Genomic DNA, 26,776 nt, shown 5'->3' with positions numbered 1-26,776 from the left:
CGTCAGTAATTAATCATGTATATATCAAGACCTGCAATGTTGCGTAAAATTGTTTTTTTAAGTCTGGTACTCAGTCCTGCATCATCACTATTCGCTGCCCATGATCATTTAAACTCCTTTAGAACTCCAGCGACAATCAGTCAGTTTACCGGATCGGTGGTTTCCACTAAACTTCCTGATCAGATCATCTCAAAGTTTAAATTTGTAGGCGGATTGATGTTTGTTGAGGCAACAGTCAATGGCATAAAAGGATTGTTGTTGGTCGATACCGGAAGTAATGGCTTTATCCTCTTGAATTCAGAACACTTTAAAACAGAATCCAGCGGACAAAAGATGACCGGAATGGGAGGAGCAATGGCAATGGAAAAGGTTCGGCTGGAGTCATTCGAATGGCAGAACCTGAAACTGGACAATCAGAGCCTTCCTGCTTTTAAACTTAGTCAGCTCAACAGCGGAACGGAAGATAAAGTACTTGGACTGATTGGAAGTGCTTTTTTTAAGGAATACCAGCTTTCCATGAATTTCGCAACAAGGGAGCTGGAGCTCCATAAGAAAGCTGTAATGTCTCCTTTAATTCAGGGAATCCCTGCTTTGATCAATTTGCCATTTGTAATGATCAATGGCTTTCCCGTTGTTAAAGCAAGTATAGGAGGGAAGACTTATCAGTTTATTATGGATACAGGGTCTACCGATAATGTAATGGACCATAGTTTAGAAAATGAGCTGAGTGCCATCTGGAAACAAACGAAAGAAGTCAGCATGACCGAAGGAAGTGGCAATGGAGGGAAAGTACGTCGTGGGATCCTGGGCAATATGCTCATTGGGGGATTAAATATGGAGAAAATAGAAATGGGCTTAAATGTGATGCCAGACTTTGATAAAAAACTCAATGTTTCAGGTATTCTGGGCTTTCAGTTTCTGAAATACTTTTATGTTCAGATCAATTACCTGGATCAGACCATGAGTTTTTACGATATGGCTGCGGTATTGCCAAGGTTAAAGAAATGAGTCCAGGACTCATTTCTTATTCATCCTTTAAGGCTCATGTTTTACAGTTACCCGGTAAATTTCCACTTCCCCGTAAGCATCACAGGATTCCCCCTTCACTTGTCTCTTCCCCTGACAGGATGATTGGACATAAGCTCCTGTTTTGAAATAAGCGTTACGAAAGACTTTCGGATAGCTGAACTTTAGCAGCCCATTGTAATAACAATCTGTCTGGTCTTTCCGTACAATAAAGGAAACGGTAAACCGTGTTCCCAGTTGATAATTTTCATCCAGCACCGGACCATTCTCATCGTCCATCCTGATAAATAGTTTGTTCTTTTCCAACCGGAAAACAATGATGTCGTCCTGGTCATCATGAATCTGACCGATCACCATATGTGGTTTTTTATCCGGGAGATGGGTGATGCGCTGGTCGATAAATAAGGTGTGAGTTCCTTCTGAAGAAGACCAGGAAGCATTTTTCTTTCCATCAGCAGTCATCTCTCTCAACTCCGATCTGGGATAACCAGATCCGCTGGTGGTGGTCCCGCCTGTATTGGCGCGGAACACCACAGCATCTCCTTTAGTATTGGCGTGGAACCATTGCGGGTGTTGGTAAGCATTTAACTCTGGTTGTCTGTACTCATCTGATCTTCCCGGTGTTTTAATGCCCTCAGGAAGGTTTAATTTCCAGTTTTTCAGGTCTAATATACCCGACGGTAATTGCTGTGCAGAAACCGGCTTCGATGCATTCCATAGCAACATCAAAGCAAAGGAAATACCTGTGCGGAAAAATCTGCATGTCGTGTTATTCAGGATCATAAGCAATAATTCCAACAGGAGTTTGATGATTGGATAAAGGAGCGTTTCCCGACCATTCGAAATTTAACTGTTCCGGGTTTTTATATTCCGGTTTCAGCTGGTAAATATGAGCACCGGAAGCTTTATGATAAAAGGATTCTACCTTTCCCGACTCGTAGAAATTGCAGTAATCTACCAGAATATTGTCCCAGCGGTATTCCTGAAATAAAACCGATCTTCCGCCTTGTCCGGAATAAGAAAAATTGCTGTTGGTCACAGCAGCCTGTTGTGCACCAATGAGCCTGACCACCGTTCCCTGCTCCCTGTTTTCGACCTCATTGAAGGTACAGTGGTCTATCGTCACAAAGGGGCCCAAAGTACTTTCGTCATTTCCTCCGCGGTAGATATTGATTGCAGCACCAAGTAAATTGCTGAATGTACAGTTTTTGATCACTGTATATTCTGCATTGTACATCCCCTTATCCTCTTTCTCAGAGGAAAGGTCAATCCCGGCACCAGACATATGGTGGAAAATCGAGTTCAGTACTACCAGACTGTCTGCCAGGGTGCTTTTAGATGCTTTAAATCCTGCATTCGAACTTTCATTATAATCATAGAACTCACAGTTGTTGATTTCCAGACGGTAAGGTCTGTTCATGGGCCGGTCTGTAGAACGGATGCCGGCATCAACAGCGGGAAAACTTTCATAAGTACCTTTGAAGGCAATGCCTTTGACCAGCAGGTCTCCTCCATTTTCAATGCTGATAAAAGCATCCATTGATTTTGCAGAGGTACCGATCAATACTGGTCTGCTTTTTAAGCCGGGTGCTGCCATGATGATTAAAGGTTTGCTCACTAAAAGTTCTGCTGATATCTTATAGTTTGCTGCTTCTGAAAGGACAATGGTATCGCCTGCAATGGCTTGCTTAAGCAGCGCAGGTAAAGTCTGACTCTGATCGGATCTGACCTGGAAGCTCATTGCTTTCCTGATGGTTTTCTCCGGTTCAGGATGGTACCAGGAAGCACCGGTGTTTTCTTTTTTAATCAAGGGTAATTTCTTTACATCAGCGCCGTAATCCGGGTGGTAAGGCAATGAAAATCCATTGACTTTTATGCTGCTGGTTTTCATGACCTTGAAGCCTTGAGGCACTTCTCCTTTGAAACTTTTCTCCAGGCCATTATCTGAAAATAGAATCCCATTTCCGGTATTGGCATTGGTGTACACTTCTGTGCCGCTGCTCAGAATAAGGTTGTGTTTAAAGGATACATTTTCCGGAGCGAGGGTACGTTCTGCATCTTTACCGGCGCCAAACAGGATGCTGGCACTATTGATAAAGGTGTTATGCTCGATCAGCGCATCTTTTACCTGATAATACCTGTTGATTAAGGAGTTGGGAACACCATTCAATACCGCCAGTGCGGCCCTGAAGTTTACTCCCTGAAGGTCGGAAAACACATTGTTAACCACCTTTTGGTTGGGATTGATGACACGGACACCTCCGGTAAAAGGTTTATTGTTGCCCAGGAAAAAATTCCCTTCCACTACATTGCCGGAACCATGTCTTAAAACCAGTCCTCCTTCGCATTCCAGAAAGGTATTGAAACTGACGTTGTTTTCTCCGGATTTAATCGACACAATCTCTACTTCACCATTACATCGCTCAAAGAAATTGCGGACAATATTGGTTCTGGAAGCAGTTAAGGAATACCTGGAAACACCAATCCTGATGGTCTCTCCACCGTTAGAACCAAACCGCTGCCGGCCCTTGAAATAATTGCTGTCTATGCTGTGCTCGTTTTGCTGACTACGTTCATCATCGAGTTCGGCAATGATCAGCGGTCCGGAATTGAGCTTATTGACGAAAGTAGAATGGTCAATGCGGTTATGTTTGCCGTACAAAGTAATCCAGCTGTCGGATTTAAACCTTTCCGGCTGACTATAATTTTCGATCACAATTCCTGTAACCCTGCAATGATTGGCCAGAACCTCATTGTTGATGCGGAAAGAAATTACCTCTCTTTTTGGGCTGTATCCATTCCTGAAATGAAAGTCTTTAAATACCAGATAAGAACCTCCCATTTGTACAAATGACTGCCCCGTAAAAGTAACTCCACCGGGAGTCTGAGGCATGATCAGTATGGGCTTTCCGGCTGTTCCATTTCCCTGAAGACGGAGCCCCGAATTGTTCCATTCTTTGTCTTTTAACAGGATGATGTCTCCAGGGCTGGCCTTTGCTACAGCTGCTTTTAAAGCTTCAGGATTATCTACAACCAAAGGGCTGTTTGCCGTCACATGACTATTTACTATCGCAGGGCTATTTACTATTGCATTGCTGTTTACAAACAACGCAACAGTATTATTCCCGGACCTAAGGAAAGCACTTGCCGTCGGGGAAGACGCTCCTGCTATCCCCGGACCAGGAAATAAGCTTAGACTATAACACAACAAAAAAGATAAAGGATATGTTTTCATGGCTTATTTAGAAACTAAAATGTCAAACTTGATCGTTGATAATGCAGGTGTAGAACCGATCACTACCTCTTTCGGTCTTAGCAATTGGTTCACAAAACTTCCGTCAGCTTTAGGCACACGGATCCAAAGGAGATAGGCCGTGGTCAGGTTAAAGGTATTTGCTGCCTGGTTGGCAACTGCAGCGTCAAACTTGGCTGTGCTGCTGCCCGGAACGGCAATTCCTTCAAAAAACTGATCGTTAAGATCGGTGATCGTATTGCCATTATAAGCGGCGTAAATCCGGTCTGCTGCAGCGGTTCCCGGAATCAGGACCCTGAACCTGGTGGCTTTGAGATCTGTTGCATTCGGCTCCCAGATCACTGCCCCACATTTATAGTTTTTAGCAATTGTGGTCGTATTTCCAGGGCTGTAAAAAGTAAATACAGGAGTCGTGCTGGAACAATAGGTTACAAAATCAAGCTTTTGTTCCTGTCCGCTGATGTTACAGCTGCCCAGAATGGAACCCGTTTCCCCAATAAAGAAACTGCTGTTGGACGGGGCAGAAGCGGTGCCGTTGGCCATCATACTCAGGTCCTGATAAAGGGCATATGATTTTAATGGAATACTGATCAAAGCTTCGGCTTTTAATCCAAAATTATCCGTAGCGACTACTTTGAGCTTCCCTGCATTTTTACGATAGGTATACTCATAATTTAGTTGGTAAACTTTCTCATTCTGACTGAGGTCGACTTTTCCGGCCAGTGCAAATGTCCCTTCAAAATCATCAAAGACCTCTATGAGTTTTAGTCCGTTTTCGGAGCTGGCCTTTCCTGTGATTTTGATCTTTCCATTGGCGTCGGGAACGAGGCTCAGCGGTGTCTCTTCCAGTTTAGGAAGAGGAGGTGTGAACGCGGTTACCTTGATGAACGCTTCGAAGGAAGTATTGTCCAGGTGTTTTACCATCATTTTTATCCCCGATGCCTGCGTCATTTTTACGCTTCCAAAACTGGCAGTAGGAATATTGAACTTATAGTTGTTTCTGCTTTCCTCCGCAGGAGTTCCGATATGGACCAGGGAATCAGGAATGTTGTTCCGGACCAGGTAATAGTAAACCAGTTTTATTCCTGCAGGGGAATTCAGTTCCCCGTTAATTTCTGCATCGGGGCTGATCTGTTTGGTCGCCATATTATAGCTGAAATCCCTGGTATTGATCGTATCCGGGCTACTCACTGCCGTTTTATCTTTTTTGCAACCATAAAGCAGCATACCGCTCAAAAGTGCAATGGTTAAAAAGCTATGCTTCATCATCAATTTTGTTAAAGGTTAATACCCTGGGTTCTGAATGATTTTAATCTGATCGTTGGCATCCAGTTCCCGCTGAGGGATGGGCAGCAACAATTTCTCGTCGGTCAGGTTGGCCTGTAATTCTGCAAGGGTAAATGCCGGACGGTAGGCTTTATAATGACTGTCAAATTCTAAGGCATAGTGGTTTTTGATCACTTTTATGGTCTGCCCGGTTCTCAAAAGATCGAAGAACCGCTGATTTTCAAAAGCAAATTCCAGTCTTCTTTCGTTGAGTAAGGCATTTACAAAACGGGGCTCATCTGTCAATGAATTTGGGCTGCTGCCATCCAGGGGATATTTATAAAATCCGGTAGAAAAATCACCTGAAACATAATCAACCGCACCGGCTCTTTCCCTTACCTGATTGATCAGGTTGACAGCAGCGTTTCCAAAACCCAGAGCTTCCGCTTTCATGAGCAATACATCCGAAAACCGGAGTACAGGAAAATCATTTTCTGCATCAAACTTGACCAATACCGGAGAAATGAATTTTTTGACGTACAATTTCGAGGAATACTTTGCCATCGTAACTGCCTTTCTATTGTCTGCAGCTCCCGTAGCCGGAGTTTTATAAGTCTGGTCCAACTCATTGGTGGGGAAGTTATAGCCACTGCCATCTCCGTTTACAATGGCGCTTCCACTGGACGTTGGCGCAAAGTTATTGGCCATCAGATTGCCCAGACCAAAACCTCCGGCTTTAAACCTCACTGCGAAAACAATTTCTTTGTTCATCTCATTATTGATGGAAAAGACATCTGCAAAAGATGGGAGTAATGCATGGCCGCTATTGCTGATGACCTCATCCAGTAAAGGAAGGGCTGCCGCGGGTTGTTTAGTGGTAAGGTATACTTTGGCGAGCAAGGCTCTTGCTGCCCATGAACTGACCCGCCCAACATCTGTATTGGCCGTAGGAGTGTAGGGAGTTTGAGGAAGCAGATCTTTAGCAGCAAGCAGGTCTGCAACGATCAATTGATAACATGCTGCTACAGGTGTCCGGGTGATCCGTTTTGATTGCTCCGGATCTACAGGTTCAGTAACGAGGAATACATCTCCATATAACCTGACCAGGTTAAAATAATGGTAAGCGCGTAAAAATAAGGCTTCGCCGGCAAGCTGGTTTTTCTGTGCTGCGCTCATGGTGGCTGTTCCTTCTCCCAGACTGGTTTTTCCGGCAGCATAGCTGGCACCAAGGCTCTTCAATACATAATTCACAGACCTGATGTTTTTGTAGGTCTGTAACCAGTATTGGTAAACTTTATCATGTGCCGAATTCAGGGTAAACATGTCCAGCTCATTAAATTCAAAATTGATGGAAGCAGAGCTGTTCGCTACCCCTTGTTTTGAATTGTCTGTCCGCAGGTCTGTTAACATCCATTCGTATTCCAAAGGTTTTTGCAATCCATAATAACAGCCGGTTAGTCCTGCCTTTGTTTCCTCATAATTCCTATAGAAAGCATTTACCCCAACATTAGAAATGGGGTCAATGTTGATGATCTTTTTGCAAGCCATTGTGCTCATGATCAGTAAAATTCCTGCTCCGATATGGGTTAGCTTTTTCATCTTAAATGTGCTTAAGTTTTTCATAATCTAGAAATTAACGTCTATCCCAAAAGTGTAAGTCCTGGAAATCGGGAAAGCTCCACGCTGATACCCATCAACCAAAGGAGAAGAGTATTGAGAAGAAGTAGCCCTTGCTTCCGGGTTAATGCCCCTGTAGGATTTGCCCATCAGGTACAACAGGTTATCTGCAGAGCTGTACAACCTGATCCCTGTAACCCCTAATTTTTTAGTAAATCTGGAAGGAATGGTATAACCCAAAATCACATTTCTGATCGCTGCATAAGAACCATCTTCAATCACATAATCCGTTAACAGCCAGTTTTCTCCATTGGTATAATAAGGCGTTTTTCCGTCTCCCGGATTTGCGGCACTGATCCACCTGTTTTTATTGAAGTTTTCGTTATACCTTCTGGATTCGTTGTAGTTGGCATCTCCGTTGATCAGCTTCACACCCTGCACTCCCTGAATCAGAATGTTCAGGTCAAAGCCTTTGTATTTAAAAGAGTTGTTGATGCCCCAGGTGAAATCCGGAAAAGGACTGCCCAATGAAGTTCTGTCGTTTACATCGATCTTGTTATCCCCATTAACATCTACAAATTTTAAACCTCCGGGTGCATAATACTTTGCCAGGGTAGAGGTTTGTCCACCTGCTTTGGCCTCATCGATCTGAGCCTGTGAAGTCCATACCCCATCGGTTTTATAGCCAAAAAACTGGATGGCCGGTTGTCCTACAATGGCGGCGTAGATTTCATTTCGTTCCCCGTAATTGTACTGAAATGGTTCTCCGCCAAGCTCCAGTAATTTGTTTCTGTTGGCAGAGAAGTTCAGGGAAGTAGACCATTGAAAATGGTCATTTTTGATGTTGTGTGAACTAAGTTCTATCTCTATACCCTGGTTTTTGATTCTTCCTGAATTGTCAAAGTACTCAAAAGATCCACTGAAAGATTGCGTAGAGCGTTTGTAAAGTAATTTATCCGTATTTGAGTTGTAGTATTCCAGGGTAAGTCCGAAACGGTCTTTCATAAAACCGAGGTCCAATCCTGCATTAAATTCAAAAGTACGTTCCCAGGTGATGTTCGGATTGGCCAGCACATCAGAGTTGGGGGCAAGCCCCAGGTTTACCGATCCTGTTCCGCTGCCAAAAGAATAATTGCCCGGATATAGCAGGTTCTGGAAGGCAAAACTTTGAATTTTATTGTTTCCTGTAGCTCCATAACTCGCCCTGAGTTTCATATTGCTAACCCAGGAAACGTTCTTCATGAACGCTTCTTTTCCGATTCCCCATCCGGCAGATACCGCAGGAAAGGAACCATATTTTTGTCCTTCAGCAAAATAGGAACTGCCATCCATCCTGTAGCTGAGGGCCAGCAGGTATTTGTTCTTGTAATCATAAGTAAAACGGCCGAGGTAAGAGATCAGGCCGATGCGGTCTTTGAGTGTATTGGTTAAAGCCTGGTCAATTTGAGCGGCCTGATTTAAGGTTTCAAAGTTTTCGGTAGGGAAGTTCCTTCCCACCATATTAGATTCCTTGATCTGTGTTTGCTGAGTGGTAAAACCCAGTAAACCGCTGAAACTATGGTTGCCCTTAGTGAGGTTATAGTTCAGTGTGTTTTCCAGTAGGAGGTCTAGATAGGTTTTGGTATAAATGGTTGCTTCATTAACATCCCCATCTTTTCTGGCGCTTGATTTCGTGAAAGTATTGTTTTCCTGTTGGGAGTAATAACCACCAATGGAACTCTTAAAGATCAGGTTGGGCAGGAATTTGATGCTGACATCCCCACCACCCAGCATCCGGTAAGTCTGCTGATCGCGGTTTTCTCTGGCGGCAATTGATACCGGGGTATTGTTACTTGTGGCAAAAGGTTCAACCGGGCCGGTACTTGTCCAGATGCTGCCATCGGGCATGGTCCCTGAATATTGCAATCCGTTAAAATGTCTTGCCTGTACAAAATCACCGGGAAGGATATTGGCCCATTGTGAATTCTGACGTACATAAGCAGCAGTAAATTCATTGTGATTTACCGGAAGGAAAGAACCGAACCTGAAATAATCCGTGAAATTTACCGCAGGTCTTTGTGTTTTGATATAGGACGGATTGAAGTTGATGCTGAAATCTACTTTTTTGCTCAATGCACCATCCACTTTTGCTTTGACATTGATCCTGCTGTTGTCGCTGTATTTCAGGACCGCTTCATCTTTTTGTCCGCTGGCGGAAATGTAATATCGAAGGTCTTTTTTACCTCCGGAGATGCCGAGTTGTATGTTTTTAATGCCTGCGCTTTGCAAGGCTTCCTGCTGCCAGTCGGTGGGTACACCACTGATCTGGTCTTCGATGATATAGGCCGCACGTTCAGGACCAGTGATCAGGTTTTTTCCATTGGCAGGAACTGTAGGGTCATTTTCCCTTAAGGCTGCTTCTGCAAAAAGCATTTTTGTATAGTCGGTAATGCTCATGATCGGGTTGAGCTCATAAGGCTTTTTAAACCCATAATAAGATTTCAGGCTGTACCTGGGTTTGTCCGAATTGCCGCTCTTTGTGGTGATCAGAATCACCCCATTGGCAGCTCTTGAGCCATAAATGGCGGCAGAGGCGGCATCTTTCAATACTTCTATAGATTCTACATCCTGTGGGTTCACGAAGGATAAACCATCGGGAACGGGGTATCCATCCACTACCACAAGAGGTTGAGAACCTGCACTGATGGAACTGAATCCGCGGACCCTCACAATGGGTTCTGCGCCGGATTCAGAACTGACATTCTGAATGGTTACCCCGGCAATCTTTCCGATCAATGCATTGTCCAGACGGGAGGTTGGGATTTCATCAAGGTTTTCATTTTTCAATTTACTCACCGCACCTGTTACTGCGGATTTCTTTTGGGTACCATATCCGATCACCACCACTTCGTTCATGGTATTCGGAATTTCCTGGAGGGTGATGGTGATGTTTTCAGCTGCTTTCACCACATAGGCCTGCGGCTGAAAGCCGAGGTAGTTGAAAAGCAATAGTTTTCCGGTCTCTGCAGTGATGCTAAACTCTCCTTTGTTATTCGTGACCGTACCTTGCTTGCTGTCTTTTACCGTCACAGATGCCCCTGGTAGAGTCTCGCCGGATGCGGATTTTACCACACCCTGCACTTTTACCTTGCTTTGTGACCAGCCTGTGTTTGCGAACAGGAAACAGGAGATCATCACCATCCCTATGCTTCGTAACAAAACTTTAAAATTCATATCTGGTTAATTTATTTGGTTCAGGTTGCTCGTTTTTGGCTAATTATAGCCGGTATTCTGTTAATTATAACCCGTATTCTGCGTCAGGTTTCCCTTGCTCAGGTCTATTTCTGTTTGTGGAATCGGAAAGACCAGACGGAAAACCGGAACGGTAATCGTTGGGTTACCGGTTGCACTGAGGTAGGCATTCAGGATAGAAATGGTGTTGCTTTCCTCCATTCTTACCAGGTCGTACCAGCGTTGGTTTTCAAAGCCAAATTCCAGTTTGCGTTCTTTGAAAATGGCTGCTCTGGCTGTTTCCCTGCTATTGAGGGTACTGCTGGTATACACACTTGCCGAAGCTCTGTTTCTTACTTCATTTAAAGGATCAATCACTTCATTTGTTGGGGTGGGAAGGAGTTCATTGCTTACTTCGGCATACATCAGCAACACATCCGCAAAACGCAGAACCGGGAAATCGTTTCCTGCATCGCGTTGGGGGGCGGTAGGGTCTAAGAATTTTGTACACAGCCCGTTTGTTGCATTAAAGGTGCTGGCCTTTCTCACATCTGCTGTTTCAAATAAAGCCTGATAAGGAGCGGAGGCTTTCACATTCCTGGCATCGCCATTATTGGAATATTCATAAGAGAAGGAGTTTCCTTCACCATTGGCACTGGCTTTATAGCGGACGGCAAAAAGAATCTCTTTGCTCATTTCTGAACTGCTGCTGAATATCGCTGCATAGGACGGGTTCAGCTGATAAGTATTGCCTTTAAAATTGCTGCCTACCAAAGGATCCAGCTGTAATTTTGCGTTTGGATAATCTCTTAAAGTCAGGTATACTTTAGCCAGTAATGCCTGAGACGCACCTTTTGTTGCTCTGGCCAATTGGTTGTTTGGCCAGGAAGGAGGGCAGGAAGCAACTGCGGTTTGCAGGTCTGTTTTCAGCTGGTTGTAAATTTCCGTTTTAGAAATCCGCTTAAATTTTTCAAAATCGTCGAATTTTATCGCTGCGGTTAGGAGTGGAACATCACCATATAACCTCACCAGGTTGAAATACATCAAAGACCGTATAAATTTCGCTTCTCCTTCAAATGATTTCTTTTTTACCGGATCCGACACATTGTCCAGGTATTTTAAGACGAGGTTACAGCGGGCAATGGTGTTGTAGGTCCGTTGCCAGTAATCCAGGATAAAGAAATTCGAAGGGGCATCCCTGAAAAATTTGATGGCTCCCCAGTCTCCTTCCAGTGAAACACCGGAAGTATTGTCGGCCCTGATTTCGGTCAGTTTAAATTCTATATCATATACTTTTTGAAGTCCGTCATAACAGGCGATCACACCTGCTTCCACCTCTTCGGTATTCCGGTAATAATTTTGTTCGATCAGGTTGGAAACCGGTTGCTCATTGAGGAATTTTTTGCAGCTGCTAAAACTTAAGATCAGGATCAGCGCCAGGAATATTTGATGTCTCATTGGAGTAAGTTTTAATTTAAAAATTAGCATTGATACCAAATGTGATGTTTCTTGTAATCGGTGCCGAACCGCGTTGATACCCGTTTTTTAAAGGGTCGTCGGTATATTCGTTGACGCCCTCAGGATTGTAGCTCGAGTATCCTTTGGCAAATTTGTACCATAGGTTTGCGGCAGAGGCATAGATCCTCAGGTTACTTGCTTTGATGGCGCTCAGCCATTTTGCATTTAAGGTATACCCCAGGTTCAGACTTCGCAGGGCGATAAAAGAAGCGTCTTCAATGGAATACCGGCTCTCCGTTTTGTATTTGGTTTTTGCCTGTATGTCTTTTGGCAGGTTCAGGTAAGCCGAAGTCCCTGTGGCCGAAAACTGGGTTTCATAATAGTTCGGATCTGCATTAAATACACTTGCTCCATGCGATCCCTGCAGCACAAAGCTCAGGTCGAAATCTTTGTATTTGAGGTTACTCGTTAAGCCCCAGGTAAATTTAGGGGTAGGCTGTCCGAGCACTACGCGGTCTTGCTCGTTAACGACGCCATCTCCGTTCATGTCCCGGGCAATGATCCTGTCGGAATGCACATTGGTGGGCCAGTAGTTTCCGGCAACTTCAATGTCGCTGTCGTACTCATATCCGTAAAACTGAACCAGTGGCTGGCCAACCTGGGCAAGGAAATAATTCAGTCTTTTAGGATCGCCGATACTGATGATCGAGCTGCTGTTCCCTAAAGCTTTAACCTTGTTTTTATTGGTTGCTGCATTGGCACTCAGGCTCCATTTAAAACTTTCATTGTCGATGATTTTAGCACCCAATTCTATCTCCAGACCTTGATTTTGCACTTCTCCGACATTGGTCCATACGCCATTGCTTCCGGTGATGGTATTGATTGGGAGGAAGAACAGCAGGTCTTTTGTCGTTGAGCGGTAAGCATCTATGGTCAGGGTAAACCTGTTTTTCAGAAAAGCCATATCTACCCCTGCATTTAAGCTGAAACTGCGTTCCCATCCCAGATCAGGATTGTCGTAAAAGCTGGAATTGAACCCAAGACTGGTCGCATCGCCAAGTATGGCTCCAACGGGACTTACATTTGCAAATGCGCGGTAGTTTCCGATATTGTTATTTCCCGTAGCGCCATAACTCGTCCTGATTTTCAGGTCGTTTACAAAAGCATCCCTGTCATAGAAATTCTCGTTGCTTACTCTCCATCCTATGGAAGCAGAAGGGAAATATCCCCATCGGTTATCTGCCCCGAATCTGGAACTTCCGTCCCATCTGGAACCGATGGAAACCAGGTATTTATTGTCGTACGCATAGTTGGCCCTGAAGAGCACAGAGGCCAATGCGCTTTTTTCTATGTTAGAGGTCAAGGAACTCATGGTCCCTGCGTTTAAGGTCGGAATCTCGTCTGTGGAGAAATTGGTAGCCGAGGCACTGCTGCTGGTGATTTTTGTCGTTTGTGCGGTGAAACCAGCGATCACATTCAGGTCGTGTTTACCAAAACTTTTGGTATAGTTCAGGATGTTCTCATTTAGTAAATCTATGGTTTCGCTATTGGCCAGACTTCCTTTTGTGGAGGCTTGTGCTACTGCAGCACCTTGTAAAAAAGGATCTCTGGTAGCCCATGATTTTTGAAAAAAGTCGTTTCTGGAATTGCTGATAAAGGCACCTCCGGATACTTTTAGGGAAAGCGCTTCACTGAAGTTATATTGAACATTGGCATTGGCCAGTGTTTTGGAAGTGGAGATGCGGTTGTTGATGCCATACAGATTGGTATAGCCGTTGTTGTTCGCTGTGGCGGATAAGTTGATCCCTTTGTAACGGGGATTGGTGGCGGGGTCGAAAGCCCTTTGATGAACGATATTGCCAACTGGTAATCCCGTTGCATCAGAAATATTTTGTGTGGCATAAAGTGGAAGCCAGGTAGCAAAGCTCCTGAGCAGGTCGTGCACTTTATATACGGGAGCATCCTGTAGCGTATAAGAAGGGGTGATGCTCAAACCGATCTTCCATTTTTTATTGGGTGTGATGTCAATATTTGCTTGTCCGCCATAACGTTTGTAATTGTTGGTGGCGATCACGCCTTTATCAAAAAGGGCTTCACCTGAAACGTAATATTTTACCTTTTCCGTTCCTCCGCTCACATTGACCTGTGCATTTTGAAAAGATCCGTTTCTGAACACCATGTCTTGTGGATCAGTTGGTACATCAAATTTCTGAGCAGCAAGAAGTTCCGGAGATAAGACCCCATTGTTTACTGATTTTACATGCTCAGACCATTGGGAAAGGGTAGGGAAGTCCAGCCTTCTGTACACCTCTTTAAATCCTGCTGAGGTATTTAAACCCACTACAGTTTTTCCGTTTTTACCGGATTTGGAAGTGATCAGGATGACCCCGTTTGCACCTCTGGACCCATAAATTGCTGCAGAAGCCGCATCTTTTAAGACTTCAATACTTTCTACGTTGTTCATGTCTACAGAAGAGAGGTCGGTAGGCACAGGATAGCCATCAATAACAATCAGTGGGTTGGTGCCTGCGGTGATCGAGGCCGCACCACGGATGCGGATCACCGGTGCGGCACCTGCAGTGGCATCGGTGGTTTGAATTTGTACACCTGCCAGTTTTCCTGCCAATGCCTGATCGGCTCTGGATACCGGAATCTGATTCAGGTTATCATTGCTCAGCCTCGCTACTGAGCCTGTTACTGACGATTTCTTTTGTGTACCATAGCCAATCACCACCACGGTATTCATCGTGTTTTCCTGTGCGGCAAGGACGATGGTAATGGTTTCGTTTTTGCTAACGGTATAAGTTTTTGGCTGATAGCCGAGGTAATTGATCAGGAGGTTTTTTCCGGCATCTACGGAAATTGAAAAGGCACCTTTATCGTCTGCAACTGTTCCTTGTTTGCTATCGGCAACGGTAACAGAGGCACCTGGCAATATTCCGCCTTGTTCATCTTTTACAATACCCTGGACGGTTACTTTGGTCTGAGAAAATGCCGGTTTCAAAATCAGAAAACAGGAAATGACAAGGAGGAGCATACCTCGTAAGTAAACTTTCGAATTCATATTTAGTCGATTTATATTTGGTTCAGGTGGTATCCTACAGGTAAAATCCCCATTTACTGTAGAAAGTAGCTTTTTCTGTAGCAGCGTAAAGCCAGGTATTGGTTTAATTACGGGAGACCGCAGTCTCCCGTATGGTTATTCTGGTTTAAGAAAAGTTTAAACCGCCATTGATGTCGATGTTCGTTCCGGTGATATAACTCGCCTGGTCTGAAGCTAAGTAAACGATCAGGTCGGCAACTTCCGAAGCTTGTCCTTCTCTCTTTAAGAGGGTCGCATTGGCCACATTTACCCGCACTTCAGGCTTGCTGAACGTATCATGGAAAGTGGTTGCAATCATTCCCGGTAATACCGCATTTACGCGGATGTTTTTCGGTCCAAGTTCCTTTGCCAAAGCTCTGGTGTAAGTGGTTACTCCACCTTTGGCTGTTGCATAAGCACTAGCTCCCGGGCCACCTCCGTCTCTGCCCGCAAGGGAAGATAAGTTGATGATCGAAGCTCCGGAACCCATGTAAGGGATGGTGGCTTTACTCACCAGGTAGACACTTTTCAGGTTGAGGTCCATTACGGCATCCCAGAAGTCTTCATCGAGCTCTGCGGTTGGCTTTCTGGCCATCATACCTCCGGCCACATTCACCAGGATATGGATTTCTTCCCCAAAGGCAGCTCTTGCCTGTTCGATCAGTTGCGTTACTTCGGCAGATTTGGTCACATCGCCTTTTACAATGATGGCTTCGCCACCATTTTCTTTAATCAGATTTAAAGTTTCCTCTGCATTGGCCAGGTTGCTCAGGTAGTTGATCACTACTTTGGCGCCTTCCTGTGCCAGCTGTAAGGAAACAGCTCTTCCGATATCTCTTGAACCACCGGTTACAATTGCCACTTTATTTTTTAAACGCATATTAAAATATTTATGAATGAATGATTTTTTTAGAAGTAATGTATTTAATGCAGATCCAGGTAATTGGAACCAGGACTGCCGCCAGGACGAAGAAAGAAACGTAACTTGTTTTCGTCATTGCGGGAACGGCCCAGGTGGTGATCAGGGTGCCTACTACCGCTGCAGTACCGCCCATACCCGCTACCGTTCCTACGTTTTTCCCGTTGAAATAATCGCTGGGTAAAGTTTGCAGATTGCCGATCAGGAATTGAAAACCGAAAAGGGTGGTGCCAATCAGGACCATGGCCAGGGACGGATTTGCCTTTAGTCCGTCCAGGTTATACACGATGGCAACGAGCGACACCAGCATAAAGCCACAACCAACAGCCACAGAATTTTTCCTCGCTTTAACCGCATCTACTCCCCGTTTTACCTGCCATGAAGAATGGTAACCGCCAAGCAAACTGCCGATCGCGGCAAAAAGATAAGGTAGCCAGGTAAAGGCACCGATCTGTTTGATGTCAAAGAGAAATTGTTCTTTTAAAAAGGTAGGCAGCCAGGTCACAAATAACCACCATACCGGGTCGATAAAGAACCTGGCCATGATGATGCCCCAGGTATTTCTGAACTTCAGCAATTCCTTCCAGCTCAGGACGGGGGCCACTTCTACAGAACTGTTGCTTTCAGGATCAGTATCGAGGATGTAGTTTCTTTCTTTTTCTGTCAGCCATGGATGCTTTTCAGGAGCTGCTTTATTGATGATCAGCCATGGGATGATCCAGATTAAACCTAATGCTGCAATGAGCACAAAAGTCATCTTCCAGCCAAAAACGATGTACAGGAAGGCGATGATAGGGGCGGAAACCACAGATCCCAATGAGGCCCCTGCGCCAAATATGCCTTGTGCAATGGCCCGTTCTTTTGCCGGAAACCATTCTGCGTTGCTCTTCGTTGCTCCCGGCCAGTTGCCTGCTTCAGAAAAACCCAGCATAAACCGGAAGATGTTGAAAGACATCAGCGATCTTGCAAAGGAATGCAGGGCGATGGAAATGCTCCAGCCAATGATAGAAATGGTCATCCCCAGCCTTGTTCCTACCGCATCCATTAGTTTACCTGTAAAGGTCTGACCCAATGCATAGGCAATCATGAAGAAGGTGGTGATCAGGGCCAGTGCATTTTTATTGTCTGCATCGGCAATCCCAAATTCCTTATAAATATAAGGCCACATGATGTTAATGGCACTTCTGTCGATATAATTGATCACTGTTGCCAGGGCAATCAGCGCCACAATGTACCACCTTAATCCTCTGATCTTCATAAGCCCAGTCCTTTCAGGAATTCCATGATCTTTGCATTCACCATGGCATTGTCTTCCGCAGGAAACTTCCCATGTAAACCACCTTTTACGGTGATGAATTCATTTTTAACCCCCATTTCGTCCAGCTTCGCCTTTAAGGCTACGGATTGCTCATAAGGAACAATCGGATCGGCATCACCATGAACAATAAATACAGGCGGACTGCTTTTCTTTACCTGATACAGCGGAGAAACGGATTTTGTGAAATCTTTATCGTCGGCTTTGGCACCCAGCCAGCTGGTCGCTGATTTGCTGGTTTTTAATTTGCCATATCCCCAGTCCCAGACATCCGTGATCCCGTATTTATCAATAATTGCAGCCACTTTGATGTTTTCTGTGCCTTTGCAATTGCCATCAAAAAGATGATCGTTTTCCATCAGACCACCCATTAATGCCAGATGGCCTCCAGCAGAACCACCCATGATGACGATTTTGTTGACGTCAATATTGAATTTTTTTGCATTGCTGATCAGGTAGATCAGCGCACAGCGGGTATCTTCCACTGCTGCAGGAGCGGTAGCCACACCGGTTAAACGATAGGCAATGTTTGCCACAGCATACCCCCTTTTAAAGAAGGCACTAAAGCCACCCTGGGATTCTTTGTTTCCTTTGTTCCAGCCACCGCCATGAATATTGATGACCAAAGGGGAAGCAGCTCCTCCGGTAGGGGGCAGGTATAAATCCAGTTTCCCTTCCCAACCATTTACTTTGGTATACACCAGGTTGAGTTGTTCGCTGAACCCTTTCGGATATTGCACTTTTTTTACGGTTGCGGTGTCTTGTGCGCTGAGACTGAATGTGGTCCATAGCAAAGCGCAGAGTATCATGAGTTTCTTCATTTGAATAAGTTTTAGGTAATTGTTTACAAGAAATCTTCCCGGTGTGGGGAGAACACATCAATGAGGATACCGGGTTCCAGGCATACACATCCATGGATTTCATGAGGAGGAGCATAGAAGCCATCTCCTTTTTTCAGGATTCTTTTCTCTTCACCAATCCTCATTTCAAAGACCCCGCTGTCTACATAGGTCACCTGCGAATGGTGGTGTTCATGAAGTACGCCTATGGCTTCAGCTTCAAATTTTGCTTTCACTAACATGATCTTGTCGTCGTATCCATAAACCTGTCTTTTGACGCCGTTTTTTAGATCCTGCCATTCCACTTGTTCTTCTATTTGAAATAAATTGCTCTGTAACATGTTGCTTAGTTGATTTTTATGAAGTTTTCTTTGTCGTTGTAATTGATCTGATATTGATAAGTTTTACCCTTCACTTTAAAGGAAAGGGAAGCCTGGTTGGGAGCACTTTCTACGATCTTCAGATCGCTGATCTGGCTTTTTGCTCCGGTGGTGGTTTCGCTTACCGGATTGGTTTGTCCATGTGTTTCGGTAATGCTGAAAAATAGCTGGTCTTTACTGTTTGCGGAAGAAAGCATAAAAGCTTTGCTTTCCAGCAGATTTGAATCGGGATCATTGGCACCCAATGACAATAACTTTAAACTCAGATCGGCATTGCTTGCAAAATGAACGGTATAAAAGCGCTTGTTGTTTAAGATGCTGAGGTATCCGCTTTTTTCAGGAACAGCTTGTTCAGCGTTAAGCCAGATGTGTTCGTAGCCATATTTACTACCCAATGGCTTCAGCTGATCGGTAAATCCTTTGGTTTTTGGAGCAGCATCCACCAGATGACCTTTATACCAGAAGGGAAGGTCATATTGATGTGCTTTATCTGAATTCACCCTGAATACGTCGATTAATAATGGTTTTTGAAGTTCTTTGACCTTAAGCAAAGCCGTGGTCCGGTTCATTTGAACTCCCGGATAAGCATGGTTTTCATCGGCACTGAAAACCTGCAGGTCTTTATCAACCTTAAAATAGCTAACCGATGCCGCGGTTTGCTGGGCAAGGTCTGCATTGGCTTTAAAATTTGAAGTCTGGTCGACCGTTAACGTATTATGGGCAATGGTTTGCTTGGCCCAGGATTTGTTTTCAGGAAGGTAATCCCCGCCTTTTTTAGATTCAATGTTGATGAACCTGGCAGAGCCATAATCAGGGAATATTTCGACCCCATTGTCGTAATACAATAGGTTTAAACGGTCGAAATGACCATGCCCCATTCCCTGCGAAGCAGCCTTAACCAGTACGGCCTGCTGATCTTCATTGCTGCCATACCTCAGGATCCCAAGACCACCTTCCTTGCCCGAAGCCCCATCTTTAATCAGTTGGCTCTGATAGGCAAAGGGTTTCGACTTGCCCGCACTCAGGTCCATGGCAATTTTTAAACCTGCATCAGAAATCACCACTTCTCCTTGTTTCTCTGCAATGTCCAGAAGATCAGGCGAAGCCTTAATGTCTGCATAGGCAATGTCTACTCCATAAACGAGTTCCGAAGATTCATAGGTTTTACCTTTAATGGCATCGTTGATCGGGAAGAAAGTTCCGTCGGTATAGGTCAGCTGCAAAGAGGTTTGGATGGCTTTTGCCAGTAGCTGGTCGCGGTATTGGAAGATCTTAAGTTCTGGTTGATAGTTGTTGATGGTCTTCGCAAAGATGACAAAAGGAAGTAAGGCATAGCGTTGATAATAAGGTCCTTCTGTATAATACCCATCCGGAGAAAAGAGCTGGTCGATCTGAGCGAGGTAACCGGTCTTACCATCTTTAGCTGAACCTTTTAAGGCCATTTGTACATATTCCGGTTTGTTGATCACATAACCCGTCATGCCTACTGCTGCCACATCCCAGGTGGCATGGTTATGAATTTTGTCAAAAGTTTCTGCACAGTCTACCGTGAAAAATTTGAGGATAGGTTCAAACAGCTTTGTTTCAATGGTTTTTCTGTTAGTGGCAGAGAGGGCATCATGAACCAGATCATAACTTTGGATGGTATATACCTGCCATACAAAATCATTGAGGCTCTGCCAGAAAATTCTTCCGCCCTGGTGACCTTCTTTTCTTTTCGGGTGTAAGGGCCATTTTTCATATTCTGCTGCATACTTTAACAGCATTTGTTCTACGTAAGCAGCATATTTTTTATCTCCGGTAACCTGATAAGCGATTCCGCAGTTGAGCATACTGATGTAGTTCTTTTTGTGCTGCTCATGGCTTTTTCCGCCTCCGGCTTCTTTGGGAACAGGTACTTCAATGGCTTCCAGGATGGCTTTGTCGGCATCGGACTTCACTTTCTTATAAGACTTTTTAAGCAGGGGATATGTCTGTATACCTTTTCTTAAAGCACCTATGTTTTGCTTGCTGAGCATGATCGAAGGATGCTCCTGCGAGAAGCAAGGGAGGGTGAAAAAAAGGCAAATAAGCGCCCATACCAACTTTTTTAAGTAGTTCATAATGATGTTAAGAAGATTAAAATTTACGGCTTATGCCATATTTCTGAGGGCGTTTTTATTTAGTTACCATGTACAATCTTTTGTGCGGCAAATCCCGCTTTGCTAATCTGGAACATGTCATTTAAATGTGCAGCTACCGCATTTTCGGCTGCATCAATGTCCTGATCCTGTATTGCTTTTAAAATTTTTCTATGTTCGTCAATGGCCAGTACCCCACGGTTATCCCCACATATTTTATTCTCGACAATGCTTTTGATCAGGTCGGGAATAAGAATCAGGATCATGGATTCGATGACTGAGTTTTTGGAAGCCTTGGCAATGCAGATGTGAAAAATCATGTCTTCTTCCACCGCATTCTGGTTGGCATTTACTTTTGCTTCATACTCTAACAAAGCTTCATTCAGACTAATCAGGTCCTGTGCTGTTCTTCTTTCTGCGGCGAGTTTTACGGCATCAAGTTCCAGGTAATACCTGGCTTCAAGAAGGGCATTGAAATCTTCCTTATTGAATTTTATGATATCGGTAATGATGCTGTCCAGAACTTTGATGCTTAAGCCGGAAACATAAGTGCCACTTTGAGGATTGGTTTTGAGCAGGCCATAAAACTCCAGTTTTAAAATCGCTTCACGAACATAACTGCGGCCTACACCAAACTTCTCTGCAAGAAGTCTTTCCGCAGGAAGGCGGTCGCCGGGTTGAAGCTGTCCTGAGGTAATGAGTTGTTTGAGCTGCCCGATGATTTTATCTACGGGAGTCTCCACCTCTATAGATCTGATCGTTTCTATAAATGATTTCATACGATATATTTGGTTTACCAATAATTGGTTTACCAAATCTATAAAATAAAACCATTAATCAAAAATTATTTGAAAGGCATCTATAAATGCCAATAGAAATGTCATGCTTGTTAACGAAAGCATTGACATTTCTAATAGGCTCGTTTATCCCTTCTTTCTAAATAGTAAAGGGAAAATATTGAAGACCAATCCAACATTCAGCTTACTAATAGCTTTTTTATCATCATCTGTCTGGTCTGCATTACCTACGTCTTTGTAGTCTATATTAATACCAAATACCGGGTCAAACATGTCATTTTTGCGCAAAAGATAGAAACCGACACCAAGTTTGGTTTGTGCTTTCTGGTCGCCCTTATAAAATTCTGTTCTGCTAAAAGCCAGAAAAGCGACATTGTCAAATTTCTGTGGTTTGAAATACAGATCTATGTTCAGGGGGTATGTCCAGACTTCATTATACTTCCCTTTGTAAACGGTATTTTTTTCAGTCACTTTTCTGCTACTTCCGCTAGCTGCATCTGTTTTGGTGATTACATCTTCAGCTGTGCTTTCTACCAGATCGTCAAAATTGTTGGTTTGTTTAATCCCCAGGGTCGCTCCAAGCAGCACCGTACAGTTGGCAATTTTTGCGTTCCAATAGTTAAATCCGATGTTAAATTCGGGCGAAGAAAAATTGATCTTTTTAAACTGGGAAGCATAGGCCGAATCGGGGGAAAACAATTTGAACTTGGAGCCAGAGAAACCGGCATTGGTCACAAGCCAAAGGTCTGATGCTGTTGGCATGTCTTTAATAAATTTTCCTATTTCTTCGTTGGATGGATCTCTTCCATTTTTACTTTTAAATTCTTCCTCCCAATCGTTAAAGTTGGGAATACTTCTGCTAAAAAGCCGCTTACCATATTTGATTTTGACATTAGCGCCTGGCTCCAGATTGCCTGTTGAGAAAACAGATCCAATACTGTTTTTAATTTCACCGGAAGCAGAAACGCTCAAAAAAGAGGGGTTTAGGGGCCTAAAATACTGATAGTAATTTAGCTCGATTTTTTTTTCGATGGTACTGAACTTAATCAAGCCGGCACCAAATGGAATGGAATCAACCTTGGTTTTATCAGCTGCATCTGCTTTCGCAGGTTTGAGATCGACAGAAGTTTGCCCTTTATTATCCTGGATAATCGTTTGTGCAAATGCATGTTGAACACTCATGCAAATCAGAAGGACAAGTAATTGCTTTTTCATCAGGGCAGCTGAATATTTTGTTTAAAAAAGGTATGACCATTCGGTGCGAAAGGAAAATACGGTGCGAATTTTTTAATGACTCCCTGATCTGCTTTTACCGTTAATTCACAGGTAGTCCCCGGATTTCCGCGAACAATGATCATCAGGTCAAGTATGTTGTCAATGCTGACCGGGAAATTTTTGTGATCTGCTACCCATTTCCCATTTTTAAAATTGAACGAAGCGATGTGCGGTTCGAATGTCACATTTTCCAGGCGACAGAATTCTACTGCATGAACCTTGCTATCCAAGGTCAGTGTGATGTTGAAATTACTCATTATGATTTGGATTATGTTTACTGGGATAATTGAATTATACTAATCCACGATGGTATCGACCAACGAAAAGAGAGAGGTTTTTGAGCGCCATAGTGTCATTAATTTTATAACTAAATTTAGCTATAAGGTCCAACACAAAGAATACCTAATACTAAGTATTTTTTCAATTATCTGATGGTTAAAAGAAATCACAATGCTGTTTAATAAGAGAGCGTTCTGGACAGGCTGTGGGTTGAATGTTGTTGCTGGTTAAAATGCAGTCTTTTCGGCGACAGGTATGATGATGTCTTTCACGAGTGAATAGTCTTTCTCTTCGTAGTTCCATTCCAGGGTCATCTTCCATTTTCCTTTTTTCAATCCATCTAGTGAAATCTCCAAAATGCCTTCAGGATCGCTCCTGAGGTATTTTATGATCGCAGGATCCTTTATTTTATCTCTGTTAACAAAGAAAGCTTTCACTGCAACCTGATGCTCAAAACACATATTAATCTTTGTCATAATATTGATCATTAGAATTGGTTGAATTTCAAGAAGAAAGCGTAATTAATAAACGATAAAAACCCTGAAATGTTTGATGATTTGATTAATTTTCAGTCTGTTACCGGTAGGTATGTAAGGTTGTTTTTATGGGATTTATCCGGAATCATGGGGAAGTTACGCTGCATCAGGTCTTGTCCTCCTTCGGATAGTCCTGCATGTGCTTATGGTACGCTTCGCTGATATTATGTAAATCTTTCCCGAAATCCTGTAAAATAGTAGAGGACCCCTTACGGTACCTTTGTCTTAGAATCTAAACCATACGTCATGAAAGAAAATATAGAAACCCTGACCTTGCCCGTTTTAGGAATGACCTGTGCTTCCTGTGCTACGAGTGTCCAATCTATGATTGGTGCTCAGGAAGGGGTGGATCATGCGGAAGTGAATTATGCCACTCAATCTGTAAAAGTAACTTTTCACCCAGACCAGATACAGCCTGCAGCCTTTCAGAAAGTAGTTCAGTCTATCGGGTATGACCTGATCCTGGAAAGCGAAGGGGCAAAAGAGAAACAGGAAGAGCTGCAAAAGAACAATTATGAGTCTTTAAAAAAGAGAATGATTGCTTCTTCGATCCTGGCGTTGCCAGTGGTGATCATTGGAATGTTGTTCATGGACATGCCGAATGGCAATTATTATATGCTGGCATTGACCACGCCTATCCTGTTTATTTTTGGAAGGAACTTTTTTATCAATGCCTGGAAACAGGCCCGGCACGGGAAGGCCAATATGGATACCCTGGTTGCTCTGAGTACAGGGATTGCCTATATCTTTAGTGTGTTCAACACCTTTTATCCGGAATTCTGGCATTCCAGAGGTTTGCATCCCCATGTATATTTTGAAGCTGCTGCGGTAGTGATTGTCTTTATCATGTTAGGGAAACTACTCGAAGAAAAGGCAAAATCCAATACCTCTTCGGCCATTAAAAAGCTCGTTGGCTTACAGCCGAAAACAGTACTTCTGGTTACAGAAGATGGAGAAAAAGAGATTCCGGTATCGGATGTGCATATCGGGGATCAGCTGATGGTCCGTTCAGGAGAGAAAATTCCTGTAGATGGGATCGTTTATTCCGGAAGTTCATACGTGGACGAAAGCATGATTACCGGAGAGCCTGTAGCGGTTTCTAAAACGGAAGGAGATAAAGTCTTTGCCGGAACGATCAATCAAAAAGGAAGTTTCCGCTTTAAAGCAGAAAAGGTAGGCGGGGAAACCATGCTTGCACAAATCATAAAATTGGTTCAGGATGCACAGGGCTCAAAAGCTCCTGTACAGAAACTGGTTGATAAAATTGCAGGAATCTTTGTTCCTATAGTGATGCTGATTGCCGTACTGACTTTAGGTGCATGGTTGCTCTTTGGAGGGGAACATGCCTTTACTCATGGCCTTTTGGCAATGGTGACTGTACTTGTGATTGCCTGTCCTTGTGCGTTAGGATTGGCAACACCTACAGCCATTATGGTGGGGATAGGGAAAGGCGCCGAAAGTGGCATCCTGATTAAAGATGCAGAAGCATTGGAGCTGGGTTATAAAGTAAATGCGGTGATCCTCGATAAAACAGGAACCATTACTGCCGGAAAACCAGAAGTGACCATGGTCGAATGGGCAGCAGATCTCCCTAAAGAAAAAGATGAATTATCTGGAATTCTGCTGGCATTGGAACATGCCTCCGAGCATCCGCTTGCGGAAGCAATTGTAAACCACCTGAAAGAAGCGGGTATAAAAGCGGCACAGATCAGTAATTTCGAAAGCTTAACAGGAAAAGGGGTTGAGGGTGTTTTTAATGGTGATAAGTACTGGGCAGGAAGCCATAAAATTTTGAAAGAACAACAGATTTCAGTTTCCAGGGAATTGGAAAGCCGGGTTTTGCAATTGCAGGAACAGGCACAAACGGTAATTTATCTGGCCAATGCCACACAGGTTTTAGCCATCGTAGCGATTGCAGATAAGATCAAAGAAGGTTCTGCTAAAGCGGTAGCTGCTTTAAAAGCACAGGGAATAGAAGTTTATATGTTGACCGGTGACAATCAGCAGACAGCGGCTTCAGTAGCCAAACATGCTGGGATTGACCATTTCAAAGCTGAGGTTTTGCCTTCTGATAAATCAGATTTTGTGAAAGAACTGCAGGTTCAGGGAAAAGTAGTGGCCATGGTAGGTGATGGCATCAATGACAGTCAGGCATTGGCCCAGGCAGATGTTTCTATTGCCATGGGGAAAGGCTCTGATATTGCCATCGATGTGGCGAAGATCACCCTGGTTTCCTCAGACCTGCAACAGGTGCCTAAAGCATTGAGACTTTCTAAACTTACGGTACGTGCTATCCGTCAGAACCTGTTCTGGGCATTTATCTATAACCTGATCGGGATTCCCATTGCAGCGGGCTTACTCTATCCGTTCAATGGATTTTTACTCAACCCAATGATCGCTGGTGCAGCAATGGCCCTGAGTTCTGTATCCGTAGTAGGAAATAGTCTGAGACTAAAACTCTCCAAATTAAGTTAATCAATATCAATCATAATTAAATAATTCAAATGGAAACGTTAAAATTCAAAACCAATATCAAATGTAGTGGCTGTGTGGCAACTGTAACCCCGCACTTAAATGGCCTTTCAGAAGTTTCTAAATGGGAAGTGGATACCGATAACCTGGATAAAATCCTTACCATAGAAGGAAATGAATCTCTGGATGCACAGGTGATTAAAGATACCTTAAGCAAAGCTGGATTTGTAGCTGAGAAAATATAAGCTATTGATAATTAGTAATATAATGATGTGAATTTAAATGGAGAAGCCTGAAGCTCAGGTTTCTCCTGATTTATTTAGCATATTTGCAGGGAACACAATAACCGTTTGTTATTTCTGCAATGAAGAAAATTGGAGCCTTAAGTTTTGCCACATTTTACCTGATGTTAACCACAGGTTTATTTGTGTGTATGCTGCATTGTTCCGGTCAATCTTTGTTCGTTCCGGAAAAGGCTCATGCTGCTGCCGCTAAGGATACTTCAGCAGCACACGAAAGAACAGCACAGCAAAAAACAGCAAGCCACCAGAAAACTGCAACACATCCCAAATCCTGTGCGAAGGATAAAGATTGCAATTGCTGTGATGAACATGGCGAATATGTGATCAAAGAAAACATCAAAAGAGGGACATTAGAAGAATTGACCGTACCCAGCATTGTGCTTGCTGTTAAACCCTCTTTCTTTCCTGATTTACTGATTTCTGAAAACCTGATCAGTGCCGGAAAATGGTGCCTGGATTTCAGTCCTCCTCCAAACGTAAAAACACCACTTTACATTTCAAACAGGGTACTCTTGATTTGATTCAATCCTGATGATTCGGGGAGCTGACCATAAGTTATGCGACCATCATTTGGAATTGAATTTTAACTCAAGCTAGAATACTCATGTTATTACATATTAAAAATATGGT

The 26,776-nt window shown here is 43.7% G+C and carries 20 protein-coding genes; 4 read left to right on the top strand and 16 right to left on the bottom strand.

What is annotated here, in order from left to right:
* The first annotated feature begins 15 nt into the window (after nucleotides 1-15).
* Nucleotides 16-1,008, top strand: coding sequence for an aspartyl protease family protein (locus BUC20_RS28715; protein WP_084529382.1), 993 nt, complete (start codon nucleotides 16-18; stop codon nucleotides 1,006-1,008).
* Between the two features lie 27 nt (nucleotides 1,009-1,035).
* Here BUC20_RS28715 and BUC20_RS28710 read toward each other — a convergent pair whose 3' ends face one another.
* From BUC20_RS28710 to BUC20_RS28635, 16 genes are all read right to left on the bottom strand, one after another.
* A complete protein-coding gene (locus tag BUC20_RS28710) occupies nucleotides 1,036-1,809 on the bottom strand; it encodes a polysaccharide lyase family 7 protein (RefSeq protein WP_073236563.1) in 774 nt (257 codons plus the stop codon).
* Nucleotides 1,796-4,261, bottom strand: a complete 2,466-nt coding sequence (locus BUC20_RS28705) for a polysaccharide lyase 6 family protein (RefSeq protein ID WP_084529380.1) — start codon at nucleotides 4,259-4,261, stop codon at nucleotides 1,796-1,798. The genes BUC20_RS28710 and BUC20_RS28705 overlap by 14 nt, the downstream gene beginning before the upstream one ends.
* 3 nt (nucleotides 4,262-4,264) lie before the next feature.
* Nucleotides 4,265-5,548 (bottom strand): hypothetical protein, encoded by a 1,284-nt coding sequence (locus BUC20_RS28700; RefSeq protein WP_073236560.1) that lies wholly within the window; start codon nucleotides 5,546-5,548, stop codon nucleotides 4,265-4,267.
* Nucleotides 5,549-5,563: 15 nt separating this feature from the next.
* Nucleotides 5,564-7,144 carry a RagB/SusD family nutrient uptake outer membrane protein gene (locus BUC20_RS28695; RefSeq protein ID WP_073236745.1) on the bottom strand — a complete coding sequence of 527 codons (1,581 nt, stop codon included), beginning with the start codon at nucleotides 7,142-7,144 and terminating at the stop codon, nucleotides 5,564-5,566.
* A gap of 27 nt (nucleotides 7,145-7,171) precedes the next feature.
* Nucleotides 7,172-10,375 (bottom strand): SusC/RagA family TonB-linked outer membrane protein, encoded by a 3,204-nt coding sequence (locus tag BUC20_RS28690; RefSeq protein ID WP_073236557.1) that lies wholly within the window; start codon nucleotides 10,373-10,375, stop codon nucleotides 7,172-7,174.
* A 60-nt stretch (nucleotides 10,376-10,435) separates the two neighbouring features.
* Nucleotides 10,436-11,830 (bottom strand): RagB/SusD family nutrient uptake outer membrane protein, encoded by a 1,395-nt coding sequence (locus tag BUC20_RS28685; protein ID WP_159441177.1) that lies wholly within the window; start codon nucleotides 11,828-11,830, stop codon nucleotides 10,436-10,438.
* A 16-nt stretch (nucleotides 11,831-11,846) separates the two neighbouring features.
* Nucleotides 11,847-14,894, bottom strand: a complete 3,048-nt coding sequence (locus BUC20_RS28680) for a SusC/RagA family TonB-linked outer membrane protein (RefSeq protein WP_084529378.1) — start codon at nucleotides 14,892-14,894, stop codon at nucleotides 11,847-11,849.
* Between the two features lie 145 nt (nucleotides 14,895-15,039).
* Nucleotides 15,040-15,792, bottom strand: a complete 753-nt coding sequence (locus BUC20_RS28675; protein WP_073236549.1) for an SDR family NAD(P)-dependent oxidoreductase — start codon at nucleotides 15,790-15,792, stop codon at nucleotides 15,040-15,042.
* 10 nt (nucleotides 15,793-15,802) lie between these two features.
* Complete coding sequence (locus BUC20_RS28670; protein WP_073236546.1) at nucleotides 15,803-17,089, bottom strand: MFS transporter; 1,287 nt, start codon at nucleotides 17,087-17,089, stop codon at nucleotides 15,803-15,805.
* On the bottom strand, nucleotides 17,086-17,967 hold the full coding sequence (locus tag BUC20_RS28665) for an alpha/beta hydrolase (protein ID WP_073236543.1): 882 nt from the start codon (nucleotides 17,965-17,967) through the stop codon (nucleotides 17,086-17,088). Before BUC20_RS28665 ends, BUC20_RS28670 begins: the two co-directional genes overlap by 4 nt.
* A gap of 23 nt (nucleotides 17,968-17,990) precedes the next feature.
* Nucleotides 17,991-18,326, bottom strand: coding sequence for a cupin domain-containing protein (locus BUC20_RS28660; RefSeq protein ID WP_073236540.1), 336 nt, complete (start codon nucleotides 18,324-18,326; stop codon nucleotides 17,991-17,993).
* Between the two features lie 5 nt (nucleotides 18,327-18,331).
* Nucleotides 18,332-20,467, bottom strand: a complete 2,136-nt coding sequence (locus BUC20_RS28655; protein WP_073236537.1) for a heparinase II/III domain-containing protein — start codon at nucleotides 20,465-20,467, stop codon at nucleotides 18,332-18,334.
* A 59-nt stretch (nucleotides 20,468-20,526) separates the two neighbouring features.
* On the bottom strand, nucleotides 20,527-21,264 hold the full coding sequence (locus BUC20_RS28650; protein WP_073236535.1) for a FadR/GntR family transcriptional regulator: 738 nt from the start codon (nucleotides 21,262-21,264) through the stop codon (nucleotides 20,527-20,529).
* 144 nt (nucleotides 21,265-21,408) lie between these two features.
* Entirely contained in the window at nucleotides 21,409-22,497 is a 1,089-nt protein-coding gene (locus BUC20_RS28645; protein ID WP_073236532.1) for a hypothetical protein, read from the bottom strand.
* A complete protein-coding gene (locus BUC20_RS28640; RefSeq protein WP_073236529.1) occupies nucleotides 22,497-22,814 on the bottom strand; it encodes a hypothetical protein in 318 nt (105 codons plus the stop codon). The genes BUC20_RS28645 and BUC20_RS28640 overlap by 1 nt, the downstream gene beginning before the upstream one ends.
* Nucleotides 22,815-23,063: 249 nt before the next feature.
* Nucleotides 23,064-23,312 (bottom strand): hypothetical protein, encoded by a 249-nt coding sequence (locus BUC20_RS28635; protein WP_143166955.1) that lies wholly within the window; start codon nucleotides 23,310-23,312, stop codon nucleotides 23,064-23,066.
* A gap of 306 nt (nucleotides 23,313-23,618) precedes the next feature.
* On the opposite strand from BUC20_RS28635, the gene BUC20_RS28630 reads away from it, so the two are divergent.
* From BUC20_RS28630 to BUC20_RS28620, 3 genes are all read left to right on the top strand, one after another.
* Complete coding sequence (locus tag BUC20_RS28630) at nucleotides 23,619-25,847, top strand: heavy metal translocating P-type ATPase (protein ID WP_073236523.1); 2,229 nt, start codon at nucleotides 23,619-23,621, stop codon at nucleotides 25,845-25,847.
* 29 nt (nucleotides 25,848-25,876) lie between these two features.
* A complete protein-coding gene (locus BUC20_RS28625; RefSeq protein WP_073236521.1) occupies nucleotides 25,877-26,089 on the top strand; it encodes a heavy-metal-associated domain-containing protein in 213 nt (70 codons plus the stop codon).
* A 119-nt stretch (nucleotides 26,090-26,208) separates the two neighbouring features.
* Entirely contained in the window at nucleotides 26,209-26,667 is a 459-nt protein-coding gene (locus tag BUC20_RS28620; RefSeq protein ID WP_073236518.1) for a hypothetical protein, read from the top strand.
* Nucleotides 26,668-26,776 lie beyond the last annotated feature (109 nt).

Origin of the sequence: Pedobacter caeni (genome assembly GCF_900129215.1) — a bacterium.
Lineage (GTDB): Bacteria > Bacteroidota > Bacteroidia > Sphingobacteriales > Sphingobacteriaceae > Pedobacter > Pedobacter caeni.
This window is presented reverse-complemented; position numbering and strand designations above follow the sequence as displayed.

Coding starts and splice junctions, on each gene's coding strand:
- BUC20_RS28715 (WP_084529382.1), top strand. CDS start 16: ATGTATATATCAAGACCTGCAATGTTGCGTAAAATTGTTTTTTTAAGT.
- BUC20_RS28710 (WP_073236563.1), bottom strand. CDS start 1,809: ATGATCCTGAATAACACGACATGCAGATTTTTCCGCACAGGTATTTCC.
- BUC20_RS28705 (WP_084529380.1), bottom strand. CDS start 4,261: ATGAAAACATATCCTTTATCTTTTTTGTTGTGTTATAGTCTAAGCTTA.
- BUC20_RS28700 (WP_073236560.1), bottom strand. CDS start 5,548: ATGATGAAGCATAGCTTTTTAACCATTGCACTTTTGAGCGGTATGCTG.
- BUC20_RS28695 (WP_073236745.1), bottom strand. CDS start 7,144: ATGAAAAAGCTAACCCATATCGGAGCAGGAATTTTACTGATCATGAGC.
- BUC20_RS28690 (WP_073236557.1), bottom strand. CDS start 10,375: ATGAATTTTAAAGTTTTGTTACGAAGCATAGGGATGGTGATGATCTCC.
- BUC20_RS28685 (WP_159441177.1), bottom strand. CDS start 11,830: ATGAGACATCAAATATTCCTGGCGCTGATCCTGATCTTAAGTTTTAGC.
- BUC20_RS28680 (WP_084529378.1), bottom strand. CDS start 14,894: ATGAATTCGAAAGTTTACTTACGAGGTATGCTCCTCCTTGTCATTTCC.
- BUC20_RS28675 (WP_073236549.1), bottom strand. CDS start 15,792: ATGCGTTTAAAAAATAAAGTGGCAATTGTAACCGGTGGTTCAAGAGAT.
- BUC20_RS28670 (WP_073236546.1), bottom strand. CDS start 17,089: ATGAAGATCAGAGGATTAAGGTGGTACATTGTGGCGCTGATTGCCCTG.
- BUC20_RS28665 (WP_073236543.1), bottom strand. CDS start 17,967: ATGAAGAAACTCATGATACTCTGCGCTTTGCTATGGACCACATTCAGT.
- BUC20_RS28660 (WP_073236540.1), bottom strand. CDS start 18,326: ATGTTACAGAGCAATTTATTTCAAATAGAAGAACAAGTGGAATGGCAG.
- BUC20_RS28655 (WP_073236537.1), bottom strand. CDS start 20,467: ATGAACTACTTAAAAAAGTTGGTATGGGCGCTTATTTGCCTTTTTTTC.
- BUC20_RS28650 (WP_073236535.1), bottom strand. CDS start 21,264: ATGAAATCATTTATAGAAACGATCAGATCTATAGAGGTGGAGACTCCC.
- BUC20_RS28645 (WP_073236532.1), bottom strand. CDS start 22,497: ATGAAAAAGCAATTACTTGTCCTTCTGATTTGCATGAGTGTTCAACAT.
- BUC20_RS28640 (WP_073236529.1), bottom strand. CDS start 22,814: ATGAGTAATTTCAACATCACACTGACCTTGGATAGCAAGGTTCATGCA.
- BUC20_RS28635 (WP_143166955.1), bottom strand. CDS start 23,312: ATGACAAAGATTAATATGTGTTTTGAGCATCAGGTTGCAGTGAAAGCT.
- BUC20_RS28630 (WP_073236523.1), top strand. CDS start 23,619: ATGAAAGAAAATATAGAAACCCTGACCTTGCCCGTTTTAGGAATGACC.
- BUC20_RS28625 (WP_073236521.1), top strand. CDS start 25,877: ATGGAAACGTTAAAATTCAAAACCAATATCAAATGTAGTGGCTGTGTG.
- BUC20_RS28620 (WP_073236518.1), top strand. CDS start 26,209: ATGAAGAAAATTGGAGCCTTAAGTTTTGCCACATTTTACCTGATGTTA.